The sequence below is a fragment of the Litoribacter ruber genome, assembly GCF_018449405.1.
Lineage (GTDB): Bacteria > Bacteroidota > Bacteroidia > Cytophagales > Cyclobacteriaceae > Litoribacter > Litoribacter ruber.
In genome coordinates, this window is record NZ_JAHCMY010000001.1 from 1,028,673 (window position 1) to 1,048,197 (window position 19,525).

13 protein-coding genes are annotated in these 19,525 nt (G+C 43.1%); 10 read left to right on the forward strand and 3 right to left on the reverse strand.

Annotation, left to right across the window (positions count from 1 at the left end):
• The first annotated feature begins 8 nt into the window (after positions 1-8).
• The 3 genes from KI659_RS04415 (at position 9) to KI659_RS04425 (ending at position 5,513) form a co-directional block, all read left to right on the forward strand.
• A complete protein-coding gene (locus KI659_RS04415) occupies positions 9-1,604 on the forward strand; it encodes a RagB/SusD family nutrient uptake outer membrane protein (RefSeq protein ID WP_213944113.1) in 1,596 nt (531 codons plus the stop codon).
• Between the two features lie 18 nt (positions 1,605-1,622).
• Positions 1,623-2,666 (forward strand): SusE domain-containing protein, encoded by a 1,044-nt coding sequence (locus tag KI659_RS04420; RefSeq protein ID WP_213944114.1) that lies wholly within the window; start codon positions 1,623-1,625, stop codon positions 2,664-2,666.
• 66 nt (positions 2,667-2,732) lie between these two features.
• The gene (locus tag KI659_RS04425) at positions 2,733-5,513 is read left to right on the forward strand and encodes a DUF4961 domain-containing protein (protein WP_213944115.1); all 2,781 of its coding nucleotides are present in this window, start codon (positions 2,733-2,735) and stop codon (positions 5,511-5,513) included.
• 157 nt (positions 5,514-5,670) lie between these two features.
• On the opposite strand, the gene KI659_RS04430 is transcribed toward KI659_RS04425, so the two are convergent.
• Positions 5,671-6,702 carry an LLM class flavin-dependent oxidoreductase gene (locus tag KI659_RS04430; protein WP_246535279.1) on the reverse strand — a complete coding sequence of 344 codons (1,032 nt, stop codon included), beginning with the start codon at positions 6,700-6,702 and terminating at the stop codon, positions 5,671-5,673.
• 239 nt (positions 6,703-6,941) lie between these two features.
• Between KI659_RS04430 and KI659_RS04435 the strand changes: the two genes are divergently transcribed.
• The gene (locus KI659_RS04435) at positions 6,942-7,574 is read left to right on the forward strand and encodes a SatD family protein (protein ID WP_213944116.1); all 633 of its coding nucleotides are present in this window, start codon (positions 6,942-6,944) and stop codon (positions 7,572-7,574) included.
• Positions 7,571-8,275, forward strand: coding sequence for a DUF3307 domain-containing protein (locus KI659_RS04440; protein ID WP_213944117.1), 705 nt, complete (start codon positions 7,571-7,573; stop codon positions 8,273-8,275). Before KI659_RS04435 ends, KI659_RS04440 begins: the two co-directional genes overlap by 4 nt.
• On the opposite strand, the gene KI659_RS04445 is transcribed toward KI659_RS04440, so the two are convergent.
• Positions 8,272-10,395, reverse strand: coding sequence for a TonB-dependent receptor plug domain-containing protein (locus KI659_RS04445; protein ID WP_213944118.1), 2,124 nt, complete (start codon positions 10,393-10,395; stop codon positions 8,272-8,274). The two genes, KI659_RS04440 and KI659_RS04445, sit on opposite strands and share 4 nt — an antisense overlap.
• Positions 10,396-10,556: 161 nt before the next feature.
• Here KI659_RS04445 and KI659_RS04450 point away from each other — a divergent pair, with 161 nt between their 5' ends.
• Complete coding sequence (locus KI659_RS04450) at positions 10,557-12,572, forward strand: heavy metal translocating P-type ATPase (RefSeq protein ID WP_213944119.1); 2,016 nt, start codon at positions 10,557-10,559, stop codon at positions 12,570-12,572.
• 33 nt (positions 12,573-12,605) lie between these two features.
• Here KI659_RS04450 and KI659_RS04455 read toward each other — a convergent pair whose 3' ends face one another.
• The gene (locus KI659_RS04455; RefSeq protein ID WP_213944120.1) at positions 12,606-12,785 is read right to left on the reverse strand and encodes a histone H1; all 180 of its coding nucleotides are present in this window, start codon (positions 12,783-12,785) and stop codon (positions 12,606-12,608) included.
• A 413-nt stretch (positions 12,786-13,198) separates the two neighbouring features.
• On the opposite strand from KI659_RS04455, the gene fbaA reads away from it, so the two are divergent.
• The 4 genes from fbaA to KI659_RS04475 all read left to right on the forward strand — a co-directional run bounded on the left by fbaA (position 13,199) and on the right by KI659_RS04475 (position 19,453).
• On the forward strand, positions 13,199-14,260 hold the full coding sequence (gene fbaA, locus KI659_RS04460) for a class II fructose-bisphosphate aldolase (protein ID WP_213944121.1): 1,062 nt from the start codon (positions 13,199-13,201) through the stop codon (positions 14,258-14,260).
• A gap of 83 nt (positions 14,261-14,343) precedes the next feature.
• Positions 14,344-15,906: an alpha-amylase family glycosyl hydrolase gene (locus tag KI659_RS04465; RefSeq protein WP_246535280.1), complete on the forward strand. Its 1,563-nt coding sequence runs from the start codon at positions 14,344-14,346 to the stop codon at positions 15,904-15,906.
• 253 nt (positions 15,907-16,159) lie between these two features.
• The gene (locus KI659_RS04470) at positions 16,160-18,073 is read left to right on the forward strand and encodes a polysaccharide biosynthesis protein (RefSeq protein WP_213944123.1); all 1,914 of its coding nucleotides are present in this window, start codon (positions 16,160-16,162) and stop codon (positions 18,071-18,073) included.
• 246 nt (positions 18,074-18,319) lie between these two features.
• The gene (locus tag KI659_RS04475; RefSeq protein ID WP_213944124.1) at positions 18,320-19,453 is read left to right on the forward strand and encodes a DUF4221 family protein; all 1,134 of its coding nucleotides are present in this window, start codon (positions 18,320-18,322) and stop codon (positions 19,451-19,453) included.
• Positions 19,454-19,525: the final 72 nt, after the last annotated feature.

Consider the following 19,525-nt stretch of genomic DNA (forward strand, 5'->3'; position numbering starts at 1 on the left):
TTGAAAAGATGAAAAAACAATTTCTAAAAATAATGGCATTGGTGATGGGGACCTTTTTCTCATTCACCTCCTGTACCGACTTGGATTTGGAGCCCTTCAATGAGCTCACCTCCATTCAGGTATATGAAGATTTTGATAACTATATCCAAGTGTTGGCTAAACTGTACGGTGGTTTAGCCGTATCCGGCCAATCTGGACCTGATGGCCGTGGTGATATTGGCGGCCAGGATGAGGGTGCTTCCACTTACCTTCGTGCATACTGGAAACTTCAGCAACTTCCAACTGATGAGGCAATCATCGCTTGGAATGATGAGGGTCTTCCAACCTTGAACACTATGACTTATTCTGCTGACAACGGCTTCATTGCCGCTATGTACTACAGGATTTTTTACCAAATCACTTTGGCTAATGAGTTTATCCGTGAGCTAAGTGATGAAAACATGGCTTCTAGAGGAATTTCAGAAGCTAACCAGAATACCGCAAGAGGTTATAGAACCGAGGCGAGATTCCTTAGAGCCCTTTCTTACTACCATGCTTTGGATCTTTACGGAAACGTTCCGTTTGTGACTGAAGCAGATGTGGTAGGTTCATTCTTCCCAGAGCAGATTCAGAGAAGAGATCTTTTCAACTACATCGAAAGTGAGTTGGTAGAGATCATCCCTCAGATGGTGCCAGCTGGTCAGCATGAATATGCGAGAGCAGATCAGGGTGCAGCGAGAATGCTTTTGGCCAAATTGTATTTGAATGCCGAAGTGTACACTGGTGAAGCCAGATATACAGAAGCACTTGCCCAATTGAATGAAGTGATTGGAGCTGGCTATTCTTTGGAGCCAAACTACAACCACTTGTTCCTTGCTGACAATGATAATTCTCCTGAAATCATTTTCCCTATTGCTTTTGACCAAGTAAGCACAATGGCTTGGGGTGGCGCTACATTTTTGATCAATGCGGCGATAGGTGGTGACATGGCTTCAAACATCAACTTTGGCGTTCCAGGTGGATGGCAGGGATTGAGAATTAGGCCTGAAGTAGCCAATCTTTACCCTGGCTTAAATGGTGAGCCTGATGCAAGAGGTTGGTTATACACTTCAGGTCACCAAGCTGATATTGAAAGTGTGTCAACTTTCCAGGATGGCTATGGTGTAGTGAAATTCAGAAATGTGCTTAGCACTACTGACGCCAGACCTGACGGCCCTATCAACGATCACGTGAGTGTTGATTTCCCAATGTTTAGATTGGCGGACGCTTACCTGATGTATGCCGAAGCGGTATTGAGAGGCGGATCTGGTGGAAGCCAGGCGCAGGCGTTGACCTTTATCAATGAGTTGAGAGAAAGAGCTTATGGTGATGCGAGCGGTAATATTGCTGCAAACCAGCTTAACCTGGATTTCATCATTGACGAAAGAGCCAGAGAGTTGAAGTGGGAAGCTCACAGAAGAACTGACTTGATCAGATTCGGCAGATACACCGGTGGGGATTATGTATGGCAGTGGAAAGGTGGATCATTCAATGGAGCAAGTACGCCTGCTTCCAGAAACCTATACCCACTTCCTCAGGCAGATTTGATCGCCAACCCTACATTGGTACAGAACCAAGGTTATTAATCTAAAATTAGAAGAAGCATGAAATCTTTATTTAATATATTCTTTGCAGTATTTGCCCTGGCTTTTGCCTGGGCATGTACTGAGGAGATGGAGCAGGTCAGGATCAGCGAAAATCCTGAAGCCGCTACAATAACCAGCCCCTCAGCAGGCCAGTCATTCGTGTTAACTGAGGAAGACGCCGGAGAGAGAATGGTTTTCAACTATGAGCCTGCCGACTTTGGCTATTCTGCGGCAGTAAGCTATACGGTACAAATGGATGTGGCGGGTAATGAATTTGCCAACCCAACTGAGGTAGGAACAACCAACGGGACTTCATTGGACCTTTCTTATGCGGAATTTAACCAGAAGTTAGTTGGAAAAGGCTTAGCACCAGAAGAAGAAGCAGAAATTGAAATTAGGGTTAGATCTTCAGTGGGATCCGCTGTTGCGGCTAATTACTCTTCCCCTATTACTATGGTGGTAACACCTTATTTGGCAGCATTGACTTTCCCAAGAATGTATGTGCCTGGTGATTACCAAGGATGGAATCCAGAAAATGAAAATACCGTAATTTATTCCGTAGAAGGTGATGATGTTTACGAAGGCTATGTACACATCCTTGGTGGTTCAGGAGCTTTTAAAGTAAATGAAGAGCCAAACTGGGATGTCAACTACGGTGGAGTTAATGGCGTTTTGGAACAAAACGGACCAGATATTATCCTAGATGAACCATTCGGAACATTCAGATTAAAAGTTGATTTGAATGCAGGTACTTACGAAATCGGAACAAGAAGAGTTTGGGGTATAATAGGTAGTGCCACTCCAGGTGATTGGGAAACTGACACACCATTGGAGTTTAATGCTGATGAAAACGTTTTGACATTAACATTAGATTTGGTAGCTGGAGAAATGAAGTTTAGAGCTGATAATGTTTGGGATATTGATTATGGCGCTAATAGCCCTGAAGGTGGTGTCCTTGAACAAGGTGGACCAAATATTCCGGTTGAGGAAGATGGAAACTATACCATCACAATGGATTGGAAAGTACCTGGTGAAATTACGTATTCAATAGTTAAGAATTAACAATTCAAATTCCATATAAAGCTACCGGGTATGTGCCCGGTATCTTTTTTTAAACCCAATTTGCCTATGAAAGCAACTTTTACTTTACTTTTACTTTGGGTGATTGTCTTACTGCCGGTGGCAGTCCAGGCCCAAATAACCACAGACCCAGAATTTCCCAGAGCAAATGCTCCTCTAACCATAAGATATGATGCCACCCAAGGTACTTCAGGACTTCAGGGAGCAGATCAGGTATATGTCCATCTAGGCGCTGTAATAGCCGGACCCAACTCAACTTCTTGGGAAATTGTCCCATTTGATTGGGGACAGGATATTGAAGAGGCCAGAATGACCAGAGTGGAAGGGGATATCTGGGAATATGAACTAACTCCCAATGAACTTTTCGAGCCTTCAAGCGAACAGACCATTTATAGAATAGGGCTGGTTTTCAGGAACCGGGACGGTTCCCGAGAAGGAAAAACTGAAACCAACCAAGATTTTTTCATCAACCTCAGCCAGGGGTTTGATCTCCAGTTTACAGAGCCTACCAGGTCTACGGTGATGCTGGAAATAGGGGACAGTCAAAACATCTCCTTTTCCACTTCGGATGAAGGAGATTTAAGCCTTGAAATCAATGGCAGCGTTGTCGCTTCTGAAGCCAACTCTTCATCGCTGGATTATACGTTCATTGCTACAGAGTCTGGGAACTTTGATGTAGTTGCCAAAGCTGTTGCCAATGGGGAAACTGCAGAGCGTAGCATGAGGATTTCCGTAGTGGCTGAAAGCCCTAGGGGAGATTTGCCGATAGGAACCAGAAAGGGAATCAACTACAATTCTGATACAGAGGTGACTTTTGTATTGGAGGCTCCGGGAAAGAAAAACGTATTCTTGATCGGGGATTTCAATGACTGGCAAGTTGATCCGGATTATCAGATGACAATGACTCCAGATGGGGAAATGTTTTGGTTTACTCTTACGGATGTGGAACCTGGCAGGGAGTATATTTTTCAGTATTTGGTAGACGGCGACATCCGCATCGGGGACCCGTATGCCGATAAAACTTCCGATCCATTTCACGACCAAGAAATCATTGATCAAAACAGGTATCCTGGCCTGCTTCCTTTTCCAGATGGACAAACTGAATTTCAGGCCACCTACTTCCAGACTGCCCAACAGCCATATGAATGGAAACACCTGAATTATGAAAAACCTGCACCAGAGGAATTGGTGATTTATGAACTGCTCGTCAGGGATTTTGATGACCGACGGACTTACAAGGCCGTGACCGAAAGGTTGGATTACCTGCAGGATTTGGGGATTAATGCCCTTGAACTAATGCCCATAAAAGAATTTGAAGGCAACCTGTCTTGGGGATACAACCCGTCATTCTTTTTTGCCCCTGATAAATTTTACGGGACGAAAAATGACCTTAAAGAACTCATAGATGAAGCCCACAAAAGAGGCATGGTGGTGCTGTTAGATATGGTATTGAACCATGCGTTTGGCCAATCCCCATTTGTGAGGCTTTACAATGACGGGGACTATGGCGCTCCCACTGAGGATAACCCTTGGCTCAATAGAGTGGCCAGACATCCATTTAATGTGGGCTATGATTTTAACCATGAAAGCCCTTACACTAGGGAGTTTGTGGATTCAGTTAACAATTATTGGCTCACCGAATATAAGTTTGATGGATATAGGTTTGATTTGAGTAAGGGCTTTACCCAGGTCAATTCAGGTGATGATGTGGGGTTGTGGTCGCAGCTAGATGAGTCCAGAATCGAAATCTGGAAACACATTTATGACCGCATCAAGGCCAACCATCCTGATGCTTATGTGATTTTGGAGCATTTTGCGGACAATTCCGAAGAGACTATCCTTGCCGATTATGGCATGATGCTTTGGGGCAATATAAACCATCCTTTCCGGGAAATGGGTAGGGGCTTGAGCCGAAATTTCAATGGAGCTTATTATGAAACTCGCAATTGGTCGAAAAATCACTTAATCGCTTACATGGAAAGCCATGATGAAGAAAGGGTGATGTTTGAAACCTTGACCCGTGGGGCCACGTCTCCTGTTAATCTAAGGAATCTCACCCATGCAGTCAACAGAAAGCAACTTTTGACTGCCTTCTACTTTGGCATCCCAGGGCCGAAGATGATCTGGCAGTTTGGTGAATTTGGCTATGATGTGGAGCTAAACGATGACCGGCTGGGTATCAAGCCCACCAAGTGGGAGTATCTTGATGATGAGGACCGTCTGCGACTGTATTACCTCTACAGGGCCATGATCAGGCTAAAGGATCAGCATGAGGTGTTCAACCGTCCTGAGGAAGTGAATTTGAGTCTGAACGGATTGATCAAAACCATTTCTCTTAAGCATACTGATATGGATGTGTTCGTGGTTGGGAATTTTGGTTTGGAGGACGCCGAGCAGGCTTCTGTCAATTTTCCTTCCTCAGGGGTCTGGTATGACTACCTTTCTGGCGAGCAGATTTCAGTGGGTGGAAGCATTTACCGTTTGGATTTTGCTCCAAATCAGTTCCATATTTTCACAAGTGTGCCATTGGAAAAGCCTGAGGAGGAAATACTCTTTAATGACCCGATATTAAGTGTGGAGGAAAAGCCAAGCCTCGAGGGGTTAAAATTATACCCAGTGCCAGCCTCAAATTCATTAAATATTGAATTACCGAATGGTTTTGGACAAGCCAATTATCGCATCATGGATGTGACCGGACAAATGCTTCAGGAAGGTAGCTTAGAAAGCGAGTTTGTCAATGTGGGGCTTCAATCCATCCGGCCGGGTGTGTATGTGATAGAGATGTACAACAGCAATAATGTGGTGAGGAAGAGGTTTGTGAAGGAATGACCGGTGTTGGGTGTCGGATGTCCAATGTCGGATGGCAAAGTAACCACAGCACTTGTCCCGAGAAGCGAAGCGAATCGGGAGCCTCAGGGAGCACAGAGAAAACCTGTCAAGTAAAATTAGGCCGTGACACTGTTGAGAAGGAAACATCAAAAGGGGGTTACCCTCTTGATGTTTCTACTTCTGCTGTTTTTGCTATTTTTTGAAAAACTTCTGCGGTTAGTTCAAATGACTTCAGCCGGTCCTCATGATCATAAATGTTGGTAGTGACCATGATCTCATCGAGTTTAGTCTGATCTAGAAAGCTTTCCATTTCCGCCTTTATAGTTTTCTTGGTGCCAATAAAGGTGCAAGCCATCATATTTTGAATGGCAGCAGCTTCTTGGGGAGTCCAAATGTCTTGCATGCTCTTAACTGGCGGACGCAAAGGGTAAGATTTTCCTCTGACAATTCCCAAAGCCATCTGATAAAAAGAGGTAGCCAATCTGTGCGCTTTCTCTTCATTGTCTGCGGCAATTACATTCACGCATGAGATAACATATGGCCTTTGGCAGTCAGGAGATGGACGGAAGTTATCTTTGTAATATTTGGTGGCTTGCAGGAAATACGTGGGGGCAAAATGACTGGCAAACACATAGGGGAGTCCCCTTTCAGCGGCCAGCGCGGCACTACTCATGCTCGATCCTAAAATGTAAAAAGGAACGTGGAGGCCTTCCGATGGAAAAGCCCTTACCGATTTGTCAAAATTGGATTTGGAAAAATACTGCTGAAGCTCGCTGAGGTCTTTAGGGAATTCCTGGATTGTTTCCACCCGCCCTCTTCGTAGCACTGAGGCCGTTTTCTGGTCTGTGCCCGGTGCTCTGCCCAGTCCTAGGTCTATTCTGCCAGGATAGAGCGATTCCAGAACACCGATTTGCTCAGCCACGATCAAGGGGCTGTGATTGGGAAGCATTATACCCCCGGAGCCTATTCGGATTTTTTTTGTGCCCTGAGCAATATACCCCATCAATACCGTTGGGGCGGAACTGCCCACGTAGGGCATGTTATGGTGCTCGGCCAGCCAAAATCTGCTATATCCCCAGTCTTCAGCCTTTTGGGCCAATTCCAAACTCCTGCGGTAAGCGTCTCTGGCATCAAAATTCTCCTTGAGGATAGCCAGATCCAAAATCGAAATAGGTAAGGTTGTTCTCAAAATTCAGTACGGAATTAGTCTGCTATCAAAACGGTGACTTTATTGGTTTCGTTCCTCTTCATCCTAACTCGTGAAAATCAATGTTTCAAGCTGTTATTTTTCAGCTATTTAAATTAATAATGAGTTAGTGGTATATCGTTTGTTTGAGAGATATTTTAAAATATCGTTTATTTAGACGATATTTGTGATTATCGTTTGATTAGGCGATAATATGGGGATACCTGTAATAATGGAGAAGAATGATAGCAGTAATTAAAGGGGATATTATAAATAGTAGGGCGGTAGAAAACCAAGCCATCTGGCTGGAACCGCTAAAGAAGCTTTTGAGTGAGTGGGGTAGGGCAAATGCTGATTGGGAAATCCTGTGGGGTGATTTTTTTCAACTGGAGATAGGGGAGGTTCAGGATGTTTTGACGGCTGCTTTTCAGATCAAAGCTTTGATCCGGTCTGTGGAGACAGAGACGGGGAAAAACCTGGATGTTCGTATGGCCATCGGTATAGGAAAAAAGACATTTGAAGCCGAAAGGATTTCGGAAAGCAATGGCGAGGCATTTGTTTTTGCAGGTGAGAAATTTGACAGACTGGCAAAGGATAAAACCAATTTGGGGCTACTAACTTCATGGCCTGAGTTTGACCAGGATATAAATTTGATGTTGAGACTGGCAGGATTGTTTATGGATAAATGGACCGCCCCCTCAGCAGAGCTAGTCCAGCTGGTTTTGCAAAATCCAAAAATCACTCAGCAGGAAATTGGTAAAAAACTGGATATCAAGCAAAACTCAGTAAGCGGCAGATGGAGCAGATCTAATGTGGATGAAATTTTGGCTATCGATCAGGTTTTTAGGAAAAAATTGGCTAAGCTTATTGGATGATTATTTTTATAAAAATGATTTTGGCTCACCTCATAGGTGATTTTCTTTTACAGCCTACGGGCTGGATCAAAAGCAAGGAAGATAAAAAGGCCGGCAGCATGTTTCTCTACCTCCATGTTGTTCTTCACGGAGTATTGGTGTTTTTATTTTTATGGAATTGGCAAATAGCTTTGCTCATTGCAGGAAGTCATTATTTGATTGATGTAATAAAACTCTACGCTCAAACTCCCCAAAACAAGCCCGCATGGTTTTTAGGAGATCAATTACTCCATCTAACAGTGATTTTTGGCGTGGGAATGTACTTTTCTGGCATGACCATATTTCCTTTCTGGGAAAATCACTTGGTCTGGCTTTACCTTACGGCTATCCTGTTCTTAACAGTAGCGTCGGGAATCATCATACAGGTATTGATGTCCAAATGGTCCCAAAACTTATTTGACGGGGAAAATGAATCGCTTACCAATGCAGGGAAATACATTGGGATCTTGGAGCGCTTGTTTGTTTTTGTCTTTGTGATCAGCGGAAGATGGGAGGCTGTCGGATTTCTGTTGACCGCCAAATCTGTTTTCCGTTTTGGGGATCTTAAGGAATCCAAAGACAGAAAGCTTACAGAGTACATCCTGATAGGGACTCTGATGAGCTTTGGGCTGGCGATCTTTACCGCACTTTTGGTTTTAGGGATGGACAGAATCCAATTTTAATCGGAACCGACTTCAAAGGTGACCACCTCTCTTAAAGCCTGTCCTTCTGTGGTAATTCCTTCGATTATTACCCTATATGTGCCTGGGGTATCAGCAGTGAAGAAATTAAAGGTTTTTCCTCCTTCATTACTCAGGTGTATAATGGGATTCCAATAGAGGGTACTTCGCAGGTCAGGCAGGTCATAATAGTCCATGTCCTCATGGGTGGGTGAATAGAAGTTTCTGGTTCTCGAAAACCCTTGAGCTCTATGTACGACAATATGCTTGCCTCCCTGAATATCTATTTCCTCCTCATATCCGATATCTGTAAACATCGCTATCACCCCTCCGCCACCTCTTCCCCCATAAATCCCGGCAGCTGAGGGTCTCCTGATGATTTCAATCCTGCTGATATCAAAGGGATTGATCATCTGAAGGGTATTCTCAGGGATTGGCATGCCATCCAACAAATATAAAGGAGTGCCTTGACCCCGAATGGTGGCTGTAAACTCATTCATGCCCCTTCTTATAACCTGCAAGCCAGCCACTCTTCCTTGAAGGACCTCGAGAATATTTCCTGAGGGGGCCACAGGAAGTTGCTTGCGGAACAGCACCATATCCGGTTGGGTATGAAGCCTAAAGGGTTTATGAATTTCAGCCCTTCCTTCCACTACAATTTCATCCAAAAGCAACTCTCCCAGTTCCATCGCCCCAACTTCGGCCTCCGTACGGCGGAATTGATCCAAAACTGTGGCGGCATAATCCCGCGGAGGCTGACCAATTGTCTTGATTCTATTGGAAAGAAGGGGTGGGGTGTACTCCTCTTCCCCCATAATCACTTCCACCTGCTCCCTTCTCCCACGGTGGTCGCCCCCTTGCACCACTACGGGGATTTCTCCGGTATAATAGAAGCCTCGGAAAGCGAAATAGCCCTCCTCATCTGTGTTGGTACTGACAAAAGTCTGAAAGCGGTCCTTCAGCCACAGCAAAGCTTCTCCGTTGTTGACAGGTTTCCCGTTTTTTAACAATTGACCTCTGATGTTGATTTCCTGCTCATTGCCGTACCGAATCGCGGGAAACTTGGCACTTGCTAAGTCATCCAGGCTATAGCGTTTAAATTTAGCCTGGCTCAAGGCCTCATTCAACAATTCAATCTTCTTGTCATCTTCTCCGTTGAAAAATGCCCCCGCATTTAGGAGTGGGTTTTCAATTTCAGAGTTGATATAGAAATAGCTTAAAATATTTTCTTGCTCGGGTTGGTAAGGAACAAAGTTGTCAGCCGTCACGGACAGAGAAAGTTTGGCAATATTTCCTTCGTCCAAACCCAATGCCGATATGGATAAGGTGACTTCTTCCCGCACGTCATAGCTTTCTTTTTCAAGGTTGACCGAGATGGTTGGGGTGAATTCTTGATTTACGAAAAATAGCATTTCTGCTACTTTGTCTCCATCCGGATTGACCAATACAAACTTTGAAATGCCTGTTTGAAAATCCTCTCTAGGGATTTTTACGGAAGTCGTATTTTCCTCTAAAGTCTGATCAAAAATCATTTTATCTCCCGAAAAAGCCATCAGTATAAGCTCAGTAGTTTCTGGAAGATCATGGGTTACAAGGACAGCATCTTCCTGTACTTGTATAGAAAGTGGGGAATCGTGTTCATCAAATGGGATACTAGATGAAGCATTTTCGGTAGGGATTTCAGAGCCTTCTGCAAGAACTTGGATTTCCTTTTGGAAAAATGTCTCCTCGCCAAAGTTTCTCATCCACCTGGTATAGGCAGTCAGTTTATAGGTCCCTGCTTCCAAATCATCGGGCAGGGTGATATCTCCATAGGACTCCCCTTCGAAAACAGGCAAGGTGAGCTTTTCCACCGCTGAGCCTTCATCATCCAATAAATCCACATACAATACACCACTCCGCTCAGTAGCCTTTAGATCCGACGCTCTTAGCACATAAGCTTTTAGCCAAATTATCTCTCCACCCAAAAAATGGGATTTGTCCAAGTGCAGATAGATTTTCTCGGGTGTAAAGCTCTCCCTGTAGATTTTCAGGTTTTCTTTAATCTTGCTGGTTTTGTCTTGTGCTGAAAGTGGCGGAATTAGTAAAGCAATCAGACAGAATAGAATGAGCAGGTTTCGCATGTGTGGTTAAGGAATTTGGGTCTCTTAATCAATACGTTAATATAACCAAAAAGATTTTATAGGGAATAAATCCTGCCCCAGGCGTGTTAGAGGGAAATACAGAGATATGCAATTGCCGTGCATGCGGTAATTGGCTAACTTTCCCAAAAGCATATATGCGAATGAAAGACTCCACTGAACAAACAGATACTTTGGAAGCAACCGAAAAGGCGCAGCCGTCAGCTTCATTTTTGGATGCTGAAGGCTGTGGGTGCGATTCCCATGCCTGTAGTACCCATGCCTCCATCGAAGGTTCCACCTTCGATTGGAAATTGTATTGGCAGGCGGGAGTGAGTTTTATTTTGCTGGCATTAGGTATCGGTTTTGATTTTTTTGATTCCAGCTGGTTTGAGGGAGTACCGAGATTTTTATGGTTTGCCGTCGCATATGTTTTGGTGGCCTACCAAGTTGTGGGACCTGCGGTGAGGAACTTGGTAAAGGGTTCCATATTCAATGAATTCTTTTTGATGACCATCGCCACCTTTGGAGCTTTTTATCTGGGAGAGTATGCCGAAGGGGTAGCCGTGATGCTGTTTTATACTATTGGGGAGCATTTCCAGGCCTTGGCAGTGAAAAGGTCTAAAAACAGTATCAAAAACCTAATTGATGCCCGGCCTGATAAAGCTTTTGTCAAGCGTAACGGGGTTTTTCGGGCGATTGATCCCAAACAGGTCAAAATAGGGGAGGTAATTCAGGTCAAGGCTGGGGAAAAGGTGGTTTTGGATGGCGCGCTTCTCTCTGGACCAGCAGAGTTTAACACGGCAGCTCTCACCGGGGAATCGGTGCCACGTGTTTATGAAAAAGGTGATAAGGTGCTTTCAGGTATGATCAACCTAAGTGGGCTGATTGAGCTTCAGGTCGCCTCCCGCTTTGAGGATAGTGCCTTGTCCAGGATTTTGTATTTGGTTGAGCAGGCTGGGTCCAGAAAAGCCACTACCCAAAAGTTCATCAGTAAATTTGCCAAGGTTTATACGCCTATAGTGGTTTTTCTGGCGCTTGGGCTATTGTTGGTGCCGATGCTGATTGTTGCAGAATACGATTTTCAGGAATGGCTGTATAGGGCTTTGGTGTTTTTGGTGATTTCCTGCCCCTGTGCTTTGGTGATTTCCATCCCCTTAGGCTACTTTGGAGGATTAGGTGCAGGAGCCCAAAACGGGATTCTTTTTAAGGGCGCCAATTATCTGGATGTGTTGGCAAAGGTTGACACCATCGTGTTTGATAAAACAGGAACCTTGACAGAGGGAAAATTGAGGTTGACTGGGATTTCACCGACTGATATAGATCCTAATGTCATTGAAAAGGTAGTAGCACTGGAAATGGCCTCTACCCATCCGGTGGCCAAGGCTATAGCAGAACGCTTTTCAGAAATTGATTCGACAACAAAATTGGAAGAAATCAGAGAACATGCAGGTATGGGTCTTTCTGCCTTCACAGAGGAAAAGTTGCTTTTAGCTGGAAATATTAACCTGCTTGATAAGCATAACATAGAGTACCCCGCTGCCTTGAAAAACCACCCCTCAACCTTAATTGCAATTGCTATGGATGGAAAGTATCAGGGACACTTTACGTTTGAAGATGAAATAAAGCCTGATGCTAGGCAAATGGTTGGGCAATTGAAGAAGCTAGGAGCTAAAAGGCTGGCAATGCTTTCCGGTGATAGAAGCAGTGTAGCGGAAAAGGTGGCTACCAAACTTGATCTGAGTGATTTTCACGGCGAGCTCCTTCCCGAGGAAAAATTGAAAAAGCTGGAGGAATTGAAAAGCACCTCTTCGAAAATAGCCTTTGTGGGAGATGGCATCAACGATGCACCTGCATTGGCACTTGCTGATGTTGGGATTGCTATGGGGGGAATGGGTACTGATGCGGCTATCGAAACCGCCGATGTGGTGCTGCAGGATGATAGATTGCTCAAAATACCCTTGGCGATCCAGATTGGAAGAAAAACCAGGGAGATTGTTTGGCAAAATATAGGTTTGGCATTCGGAGTTAAGGCCTTGGTGTTAATACTTGGAGGTATGGGAATTGCCTCACTCTGGGAGGCTGTCTTTGCCGATGTAGGGGTGGCCCTGCTGGCCATTCTTAATGCGGTCCGGATCCAAAAATTTTATAGACCAAAAAAAACAACCCCTGCCAAGTAAGGCCGGGGTTGTCTACTCCTATTGGATTCGGAATTATTTTCCTGAGTTTTTGATATCAGTGATCTCTTTACGGATTTCCTGAGCAAGCTTCTTAGCTTCGTTCATACCGTTTCTTACTCTGGTCCCGGCAGCTTTGTTGCCTTTGTCATAAAACTTATGGAAGTCATCTTCCAGACCTGAGATCAAATTTTTAACTTCTTCAAATCTACTCATTTTTGTCTTTGGTTATGTTAGTTAAAATATTACCTATGGGAAATGTAGTTTAGTTTTTTTAAATCACCAACAAATAGTTTTAAAAAAATAAATAAAATTTTTTCTACCAATCCACTGTGCTACTTATAATTCCTTGATTTATAGAAAGAAGCGGGTTTTCAACTGATGTTCAAATAATTTAGGGGCATTTTCTTTAATTCGAGGGTTTTGGTGTTATTTACCAGCAAATTATCCTTTAAGACTATTGGGAGGTTGTTTTGGGATTATAGCTTAGAAGCATTCCCAATTCAAATAAATCCTTGTTTTCAGTGATTTTAAACTCCTTGTTTTTATCTTTGAATAACCCTCCATGCCAACCTTATTTTCACATGGAGTGGTGAGATGAAATTTAAATTTTAAACTAAACAATACCTATGAAATTCAAACCAGGAGTTAAGTACGGCCAAGAGCTTCAAGATCTTTTGGCTTATGCCAAAGAAAATGAATTTGCAATGCCTGCGGTGAACGTAATCAATACAAGTACTGTCAACGCGGTACTGGAGACAGCCAAAAAGGTGAATTCTCCAGTTATGATTCAATTCTCAAATGGTGGTGCTCAGTTTTTTGCTGGTAAAGGCCTTCCAAACGATCAGCAACAGGCTTCTGTAGTCGGTGCTGTATCGGGAGCCATGCATGTTCATAAAATGGCCGAAGCCTATGGAGTTCCTGTGGTTTTACATACCGACCATGCGGCCAAAAAGCTTCTACCTTGGATTGACGGAATGCTTAAGGAAGGCCAAGAATACTATAAAGCATTCAAAAAGCCTCTTTTCAGCTCCCATATGCTTGACCTTTCTGAAGAGACTTTGGAGGAAAACATTGAGACTTCGGTAAAGTATTTCAAGGAGTTTGCTAAAATCGAAATGGGCATCGAGATCGAACTTGGTGTGACGGGTGGAGAAGAAGACGGGGTGGACAATACCGACGTGGACAGCTCCAAGCTTTATACCCAGCCTGAGGAAGTGGCCTTTGCCTATGAGCAACTGAAAAAAGTTGGTGACAGCTTCACCGTAGCTGCTGCATTTGGTAATGTGCATGGTGTTTACAAGCCAGGCAACGTAAGCCTTGAGCCGATCATCCTTAAAAACAGCCAAGACTACATCAACGAGAAATTTGGCACTTCTGGCAAGCCGGTAAGCTTTGTATTCCATGGCGGTTCTGGTTCTTCTGTGGAGGAAATCCGCGAGGCAAACAGCTATGGTTCTATCAAAATGAACATCGATACAGACATGCAATGGGCATTCTGGGAAGGTGTGCTTAAGTATTACCACTCAAATGAAGGATATCTTCAAACACAACTGGGCAATCCTGACGGAGACGACAAGCCAAACAAGAAGTATTATGATCCAAGAGCATGGTTGAGAAAAGGCGAAGAGAACTTCGTGAAAAGACTTGAGCAGGCTTTTGATATGCTTAACTGTATTGACAGAAATTAATATCTCAATAATCCAAACCTGATAGTCCACCTTTCAAGTTGCTTCAGCTTGAATGGTGGACTATGTTTTTAACAATTAAACCTATGCGCAAACTTTATTCAGTATTCCTCTTACCTTTTTTTATTGCCTCAGTTGGATGTGCTCCAACCCCGGATGTAGTTTCTGGAAATGAGGTCAAAGATGACCATTGGCCAAAGGCTGGGATCACCTATGAGATATTTGTCCAGTCTTTTTACGATACAGATGGAGACGGAATCGGGGATATCAATGGCGTAACAAAGAAACTTGACCACGTTAAAAACCTAAATGCCAATGCTATTTGGTTTATGCCCATCATGCCTTCCCCAAGTTATCACAAATATGATGTGACTGATTATAAAGAGATCCACCCGGATTATGGTACCTTAGAGGATTTCAAAAAACTGATTGAGGAGGCCCACAGAAAGGACATCAGGATTGTGATCGATATGATCATCAATCATACTAGTAGCGAACATCCTTGGTTTTTGGAAGCCAAAAAAGGCCCCGATAATCCTTTTCGAGATTATTACGTGTGGGCTGGAAAAGATACTATCGCTGACCACATCAATAAGAAGCAAACTACGCTGGATAGTGATAATATCCGTCAGTGGCATGATCCAGGACATGGTGATGAGTTTTATTATGGTTTTTTCACCGGAAATATGCCGGATCTGAATTTTGACAATCCGAAGGTAAGGGAAGAAATTTATGAAATCGGCCGCTTTTGGCTGGAGGAAATGGGTGTAGACGGATTTAGACTAGATGCGGCCAAACACATCTATCCTGATGACAGACCAGAAGATAACCATGCGTTTTGGGTGGAGTTCAGAGAAGAAATGGAAAAGATCAAGCCAGATGTGTATTTGGTAGGAGAGGTGTATGACATGAAAGAAGTGGTGGCTCCGTATCTTCCGGGTTTGCCGGCACTATTTAACTTTGATTTCCATTATACCCTTCTGGAGTCTTTTGAGAAAGGGGAAGGGATGCTTTTGGCAGAAAGGCAAAAAGAGATCCTAGACTATTATTATGACATTACGGATGATTTTATCGACGCCACTTTCTCTTCAAATCATGATCAGCCTAGGCTTTTAAGTAGTCTGAAAGGAAACGAGGCTAAAGCCCGTCAGGCGATCGTGATTCTAATGACAATGCCAGGAGCACCCTATTTGTATTATGGGGAGGAAATTGGTATGCTGGGAGAAAAACCTGATGAGCACATCCGAGAACCTTTTTTATGGGATGTGGAGGAAAATGACACCGGTCGAGCCACGTGGATTGAGCCGAAATTTAGTACCGATGATACGGTAATTCCTTTGGTAAAACAAAAGGATGACCCTGAGAGTAAGTTTAACTTTTATAAAGAGATTACTTCTTTAAGAGCTAATGACCGGGTGTTGACTTTGGGCTCGCTTGAATTGACCGACCTTGAGTTGAATAAAACGGTGATGGGTTATGAAAGGCATCATAATGGGGAAGTCTATAAAGTGTTCCATAATATAGGAGATGCAGAAGTGGAATTTGACCTTGATGACCAAGATTACGAGGTTGTATATAAGCACGGCAATGTGGATGTCAAGAATGGAAAAATATCCTTGGCAGCTTATGAAAGTGTTGTTATTAAGTAATTTGTTGAATACTAGTAGTAAACCTCGCCAGATGGCGAGGTTTTTTTGTATTTGTAAAAATTTTATAATTATCCTTTAAAATGCTGATTTATAAGGTTTTGTGTATTTTTATCTAAATCAATACTTACATTTTTTGAAGAAAAATTTGGCATAACTCCTTAATTTTTAACCAGAAAGCTTATTTTTATGAAATCTTTTTATTTATATTTGAAATACAAAAAGAAGTATTTTTTAAACAACTGCAATTTTGGCTATGGAATTTTTAAGTCGAGTGAGCATCTTGCCCCGGTGGGCCGTTGCACTTTTTGATAGTTTGATCCTGGTATTTGCGATATTCATTGGCTTCACCCTCCGCTACAATTTTGATTTTTCCGGATTAGAAGCCTATTCAATACCAGCGGGTTTGATGCTTTTTCTTATTTGTGGGTGGGTAGCCATGCTCATCACAAAAAGCTATTTGGGGATCATCCGCCACACCAGTTTGAGGGATGGGGTTATCTTGGCAAAAATGGTGGTAATTACATCCGTTTTGGCCACTTTGGCCAATTTTACGGCTGTTCATTTTCTCGGCCAGGAATGGATCTTGTCATCGGCAGTTCTGCTTATTTCAGCAGGTGTCGCGCTGATGACTTTGCTTTTTTACCGCATGATCATCAAAGAGCTATTTGGGTACATCAAGCACAGCAACAAGGATATCATTCCTGTGGCCGTATTTGGGGCCGGAGAGGCCGGTATACTCGCCCAGGAGATTTACGCCAACGACAACCAGGTGAAAAAGAGGGTGGTGGCATTTTTGGACGATGACCCCAATAAGGCAGGTAAAATTCTATCTGGTGCAAAAATCTATTTGGGCTTGGAAATCCTTGCCTCTGTAGTGGCCAAGTACAAAATCAGAGAGCTAGTAATCTCGGTGCAGGAACTTTCCCCCACAAGAAGAAGACAGATCATTGATGAGTGTCTCCGTCTGAATGTCCACGCCACAATCATCCCACCTGTAAAAGAATGGATCAATGGTTCTTTGGGGTCTAATGAGATCAGGGAAGTGAAAATTGAAGATCTTCTTTCCCGTGAAGAAATTGGTCTTGACAATGATCAGGTCAAGAATGATATAGCAGGAAGGGTGATTATGGTAACAGGCGCAGCGGGCTCCATTGGAAGTCAATTGATAAGACAGCTGCAAAAGTATAATCCAAGACAAATCTTGCTTGTAGATCAAGCGGAATCCCCGCTTTACACTTTGTATACTGAAGTGTGCTCCTCTGCTAAAGAAATCAGCTTTGTGCCTTTGCTAGCAGATATCCGTAAAAGAAAAGGGATGTCGCGCATTATCAGCAAGTATAGGCCCCAGATTATCTATCACGCCGCAGCCTACAAGCATGTGCCGATGATGGAGGAATTCCCGGAAGAAGCTATCAAGGCCAATATACTAGGTACCCGTACCCTGGCCGACTTGGCAGTGATCAACCATGTAGAAAAGTTTGTCATGGTGAGCACCGATAAGGCGGTGAACCCAACCAATGTGATGGGGGCTTCAAAAAGGATTGCGGAAATGTATGTTCAAGCGCTCAATGACGCCATTGCTGATACGGGTGATCACAGAAGGACGCGATTTGTTACTACCCGGTTTGGAAATGTTTTGGGTTCCAATGGTTCAGTAATCCCGCTATTCAAGAACCAGATTAAAAACGGAGGCCCAGTGACAGTTACTCATCCTAACATCACTCGGTATTTCATGACTATCCCTGAAGCCTGTCAACTGGTCATTGAAGCCGGGGTGATGGGGAATGGGGGAGAGGTTTTCGTGTTTGATATGGGAGAGCCGATAAAAATCCTCGACTTGGCGAAGAAAATGATACAGCTCAGCGGGAAAAAGCTTTGGAAAGATATAGGAATCGAATTTTCTGGTTTACGGCAAGGGGAAAAGCTGTATGAAGAACTTTTGACAAGTTCTGAAAAAGTGATCGAGACCCATCATCCTAAGATCATGATCGCCAAAGTGAAAAAGGTCAACTTCGAGGCTATTGTCAATAAAGTGGAAGCCTTTAAAGTGTTGCGTGACAAAAACTCGGACATCGCTTTGGTAAGCCATATGAAAAAGATCGTGCCTGAATACATCAGTAATGCTTCCCGTTTCAGCTTTTTGGATAAAATGGAGCTTAAGCAATAACAATTTCTCAATTTAACCACTACGCCCCTTGACTACTGTTGAGGGGTTTTTTTATGGCTTAAGCTATCATTTAAACATGTGAATTATAAATAGATTTGATTTTTTGATATTGTTTAAGTAAAAATGTGATTTTTTTAATTAAAAAAATAAATATTTAATCTTGCAGAAAGTGCTCATGGTATAATAATTGTATCCTGTATTATTGAATTTGTATTTGGTGATTATTTTTTAAATCAATAATTGGATATGTTTCGTTTGGTGGCCTTTTTAGTATTTTACTGTTGTTTTCTTTGTGCCCATGAGGTGGAAGGTCAGAGACACACTCCTGTAATCGAATTTCACGATATCATCAGTGATACACTGGTACTAAACCACAACAAGTTTCCTGAATCTTACCGAATGAAGATGGTGACCAACCATAAGGGGGCTGATTTTTTATATGTTTTTGATTGTAAAAAGGGAGGTTTCGAAATCTTTGACCTTTGGACTAAAACCCACATCAAAACCATTAATCCCCCTGTAGTGGAGGGGTTGCCTGGGTTCAAGGCAGTTTCCTTCGATATCATGAGTCCAAATGAAATTTATATGCTCAGCCAGAAAGGGAATTTGATTCAGCTTGATAGTGCTGGAAAAATGGTGGAACATTGGCTGGTCACGCAGGAGTTGGATAATGAAGAATATGCGATAAGTGTGTCGGACCATCTTAATAACTTTGCTGTGATGGACCAAAAGGCCTATTTGCCTATTATGCATGCTTACCAAAAGAATGGAAGCTTCACCTTGAAAGGGAAGTCGGCCATGATTGTATATGACCTAGCAGCCGGGGAAGTTGAAAAAGAATTTGCGGGATATCCTAAATCGACTTATAAGTCAAACAATCTACCCAGTCCAAAATATGAATTTGCCACCTTGAAAATGAAAGACGAGGAAAAGTTGGTGATTTCTTACTTGAAAGATCCTGAACTCAAAGCTTATAAATTCAAGAATAACAAGGCCAAATCGAGTAAGGCTGAAAGTCCTTTCCTCAACGATAACCGAATTAGACCACAAAAAGACCAATTCGGAAACGTAATCCAATACAGCAACCCGAATGGATTTTACCACAACATTTATTATGATGAAAACAGGCAGTTGTTTTACAGAACTGTAGCCCATCATCATGACAATGGCAACAGTTTGGCCCGACGACCTTTTTCAATTCAGGTGATTGACAAAAATTTCAACTTGCTGTCTGAAATCAAAGTCCCAGGCTCAGAGCCTTTGGACCATATGAAACTGACTGTGATCAAAGAGGGAATCCTGCTCCAGATCTGTCAGCAAAAAAACCCTGAAGAGGTCAGGTTCTTGGTTTTGGATGTCAATAAGTCATTTAGAGACTAATCCGCTTATCAGGTTAAAGCAGTATTTATAGAAAGTTCAGATATAGTTTATCCATATTGTTTTATATTAGGA

Excerpts from the sequence above, each read along its gene's own strand:
- KI659_RS04455 (WP_213944120.1), bottom strand. The coding sequence starts at position 12,785 with ATGAGTAGATTTGAAGAAGTTAAAAATTTGATCTCAGGTCTGGAAGAT.
- KI659_RS04450 (WP_213944119.1), top strand. The coding sequence starts at position 10,557 with ATGAAAGACTCCACTGAACAAACAGATACTTTGGAAGCAACCGAAAAG.
- KI659_RS04420 (WP_213944114.1), top strand. The coding sequence starts at position 1,623 with ATGAAATCTTTATTTAATATATTCTTTGCAGTATTTGCCCTGGCTTTT.
- KI659_RS04415 (WP_213944113.1), top strand. The coding sequence starts at position 9 with ATGAAAAAACAATTTCTAAAAATAATGGCATTGGTGATGGGGACCTTT.
- KI659_RS04445 (WP_213944118.1), bottom strand. The coding sequence starts at position 10,395 with ATGCGAAACCTGCTCATTCTATTCTGTCTGATTGCTTTACTAATTCCG.
- KI659_RS04465 (WP_246535280.1), top strand. The coding sequence starts at position 14,344 with ATGCGCAAACTTTATTCAGTATTCCTCTTACCTTTTTTTATTGCCTCA.
- KI659_RS04470 (WP_213944123.1), top strand. The coding sequence starts at position 16,160 with ATGGAATTTTTAAGTCGAGTGAGCATCTTGCCCCGGTGGGCCGTTGCA.
- KI659_RS04475 (WP_213944124.1), top strand. The coding sequence starts at position 18,320 with ATGTTTCGTTTGGTGGCCTTTTTAGTATTTTACTGTTGTTTTCTTTGT.
- KI659_RS04425 (WP_213944115.1), top strand. The coding sequence starts at position 2,733 with ATGAAAGCAACTTTTACTTTACTTTTACTTTGGGTGATTGTCTTACTG.
- fbaA (WP_213944121.1), top strand. The coding sequence starts at position 13,199 with ATGAAATTCAAACCAGGAGTTAAGTACGGCCAAGAGCTTCAAGATCTT.
- KI659_RS04440 (WP_213944117.1), top strand. The coding sequence starts at position 7,571 with ATGATTATTTTTATAAAAATGATTTTGGCTCACCTCATAGGTGATTTT.
- KI659_RS04435 (WP_213944116.1), top strand. The coding sequence starts at position 6,942 with ATGATAGCAGTAATTAAAGGGGATATTATAAATAGTAGGGCGGTAGAA.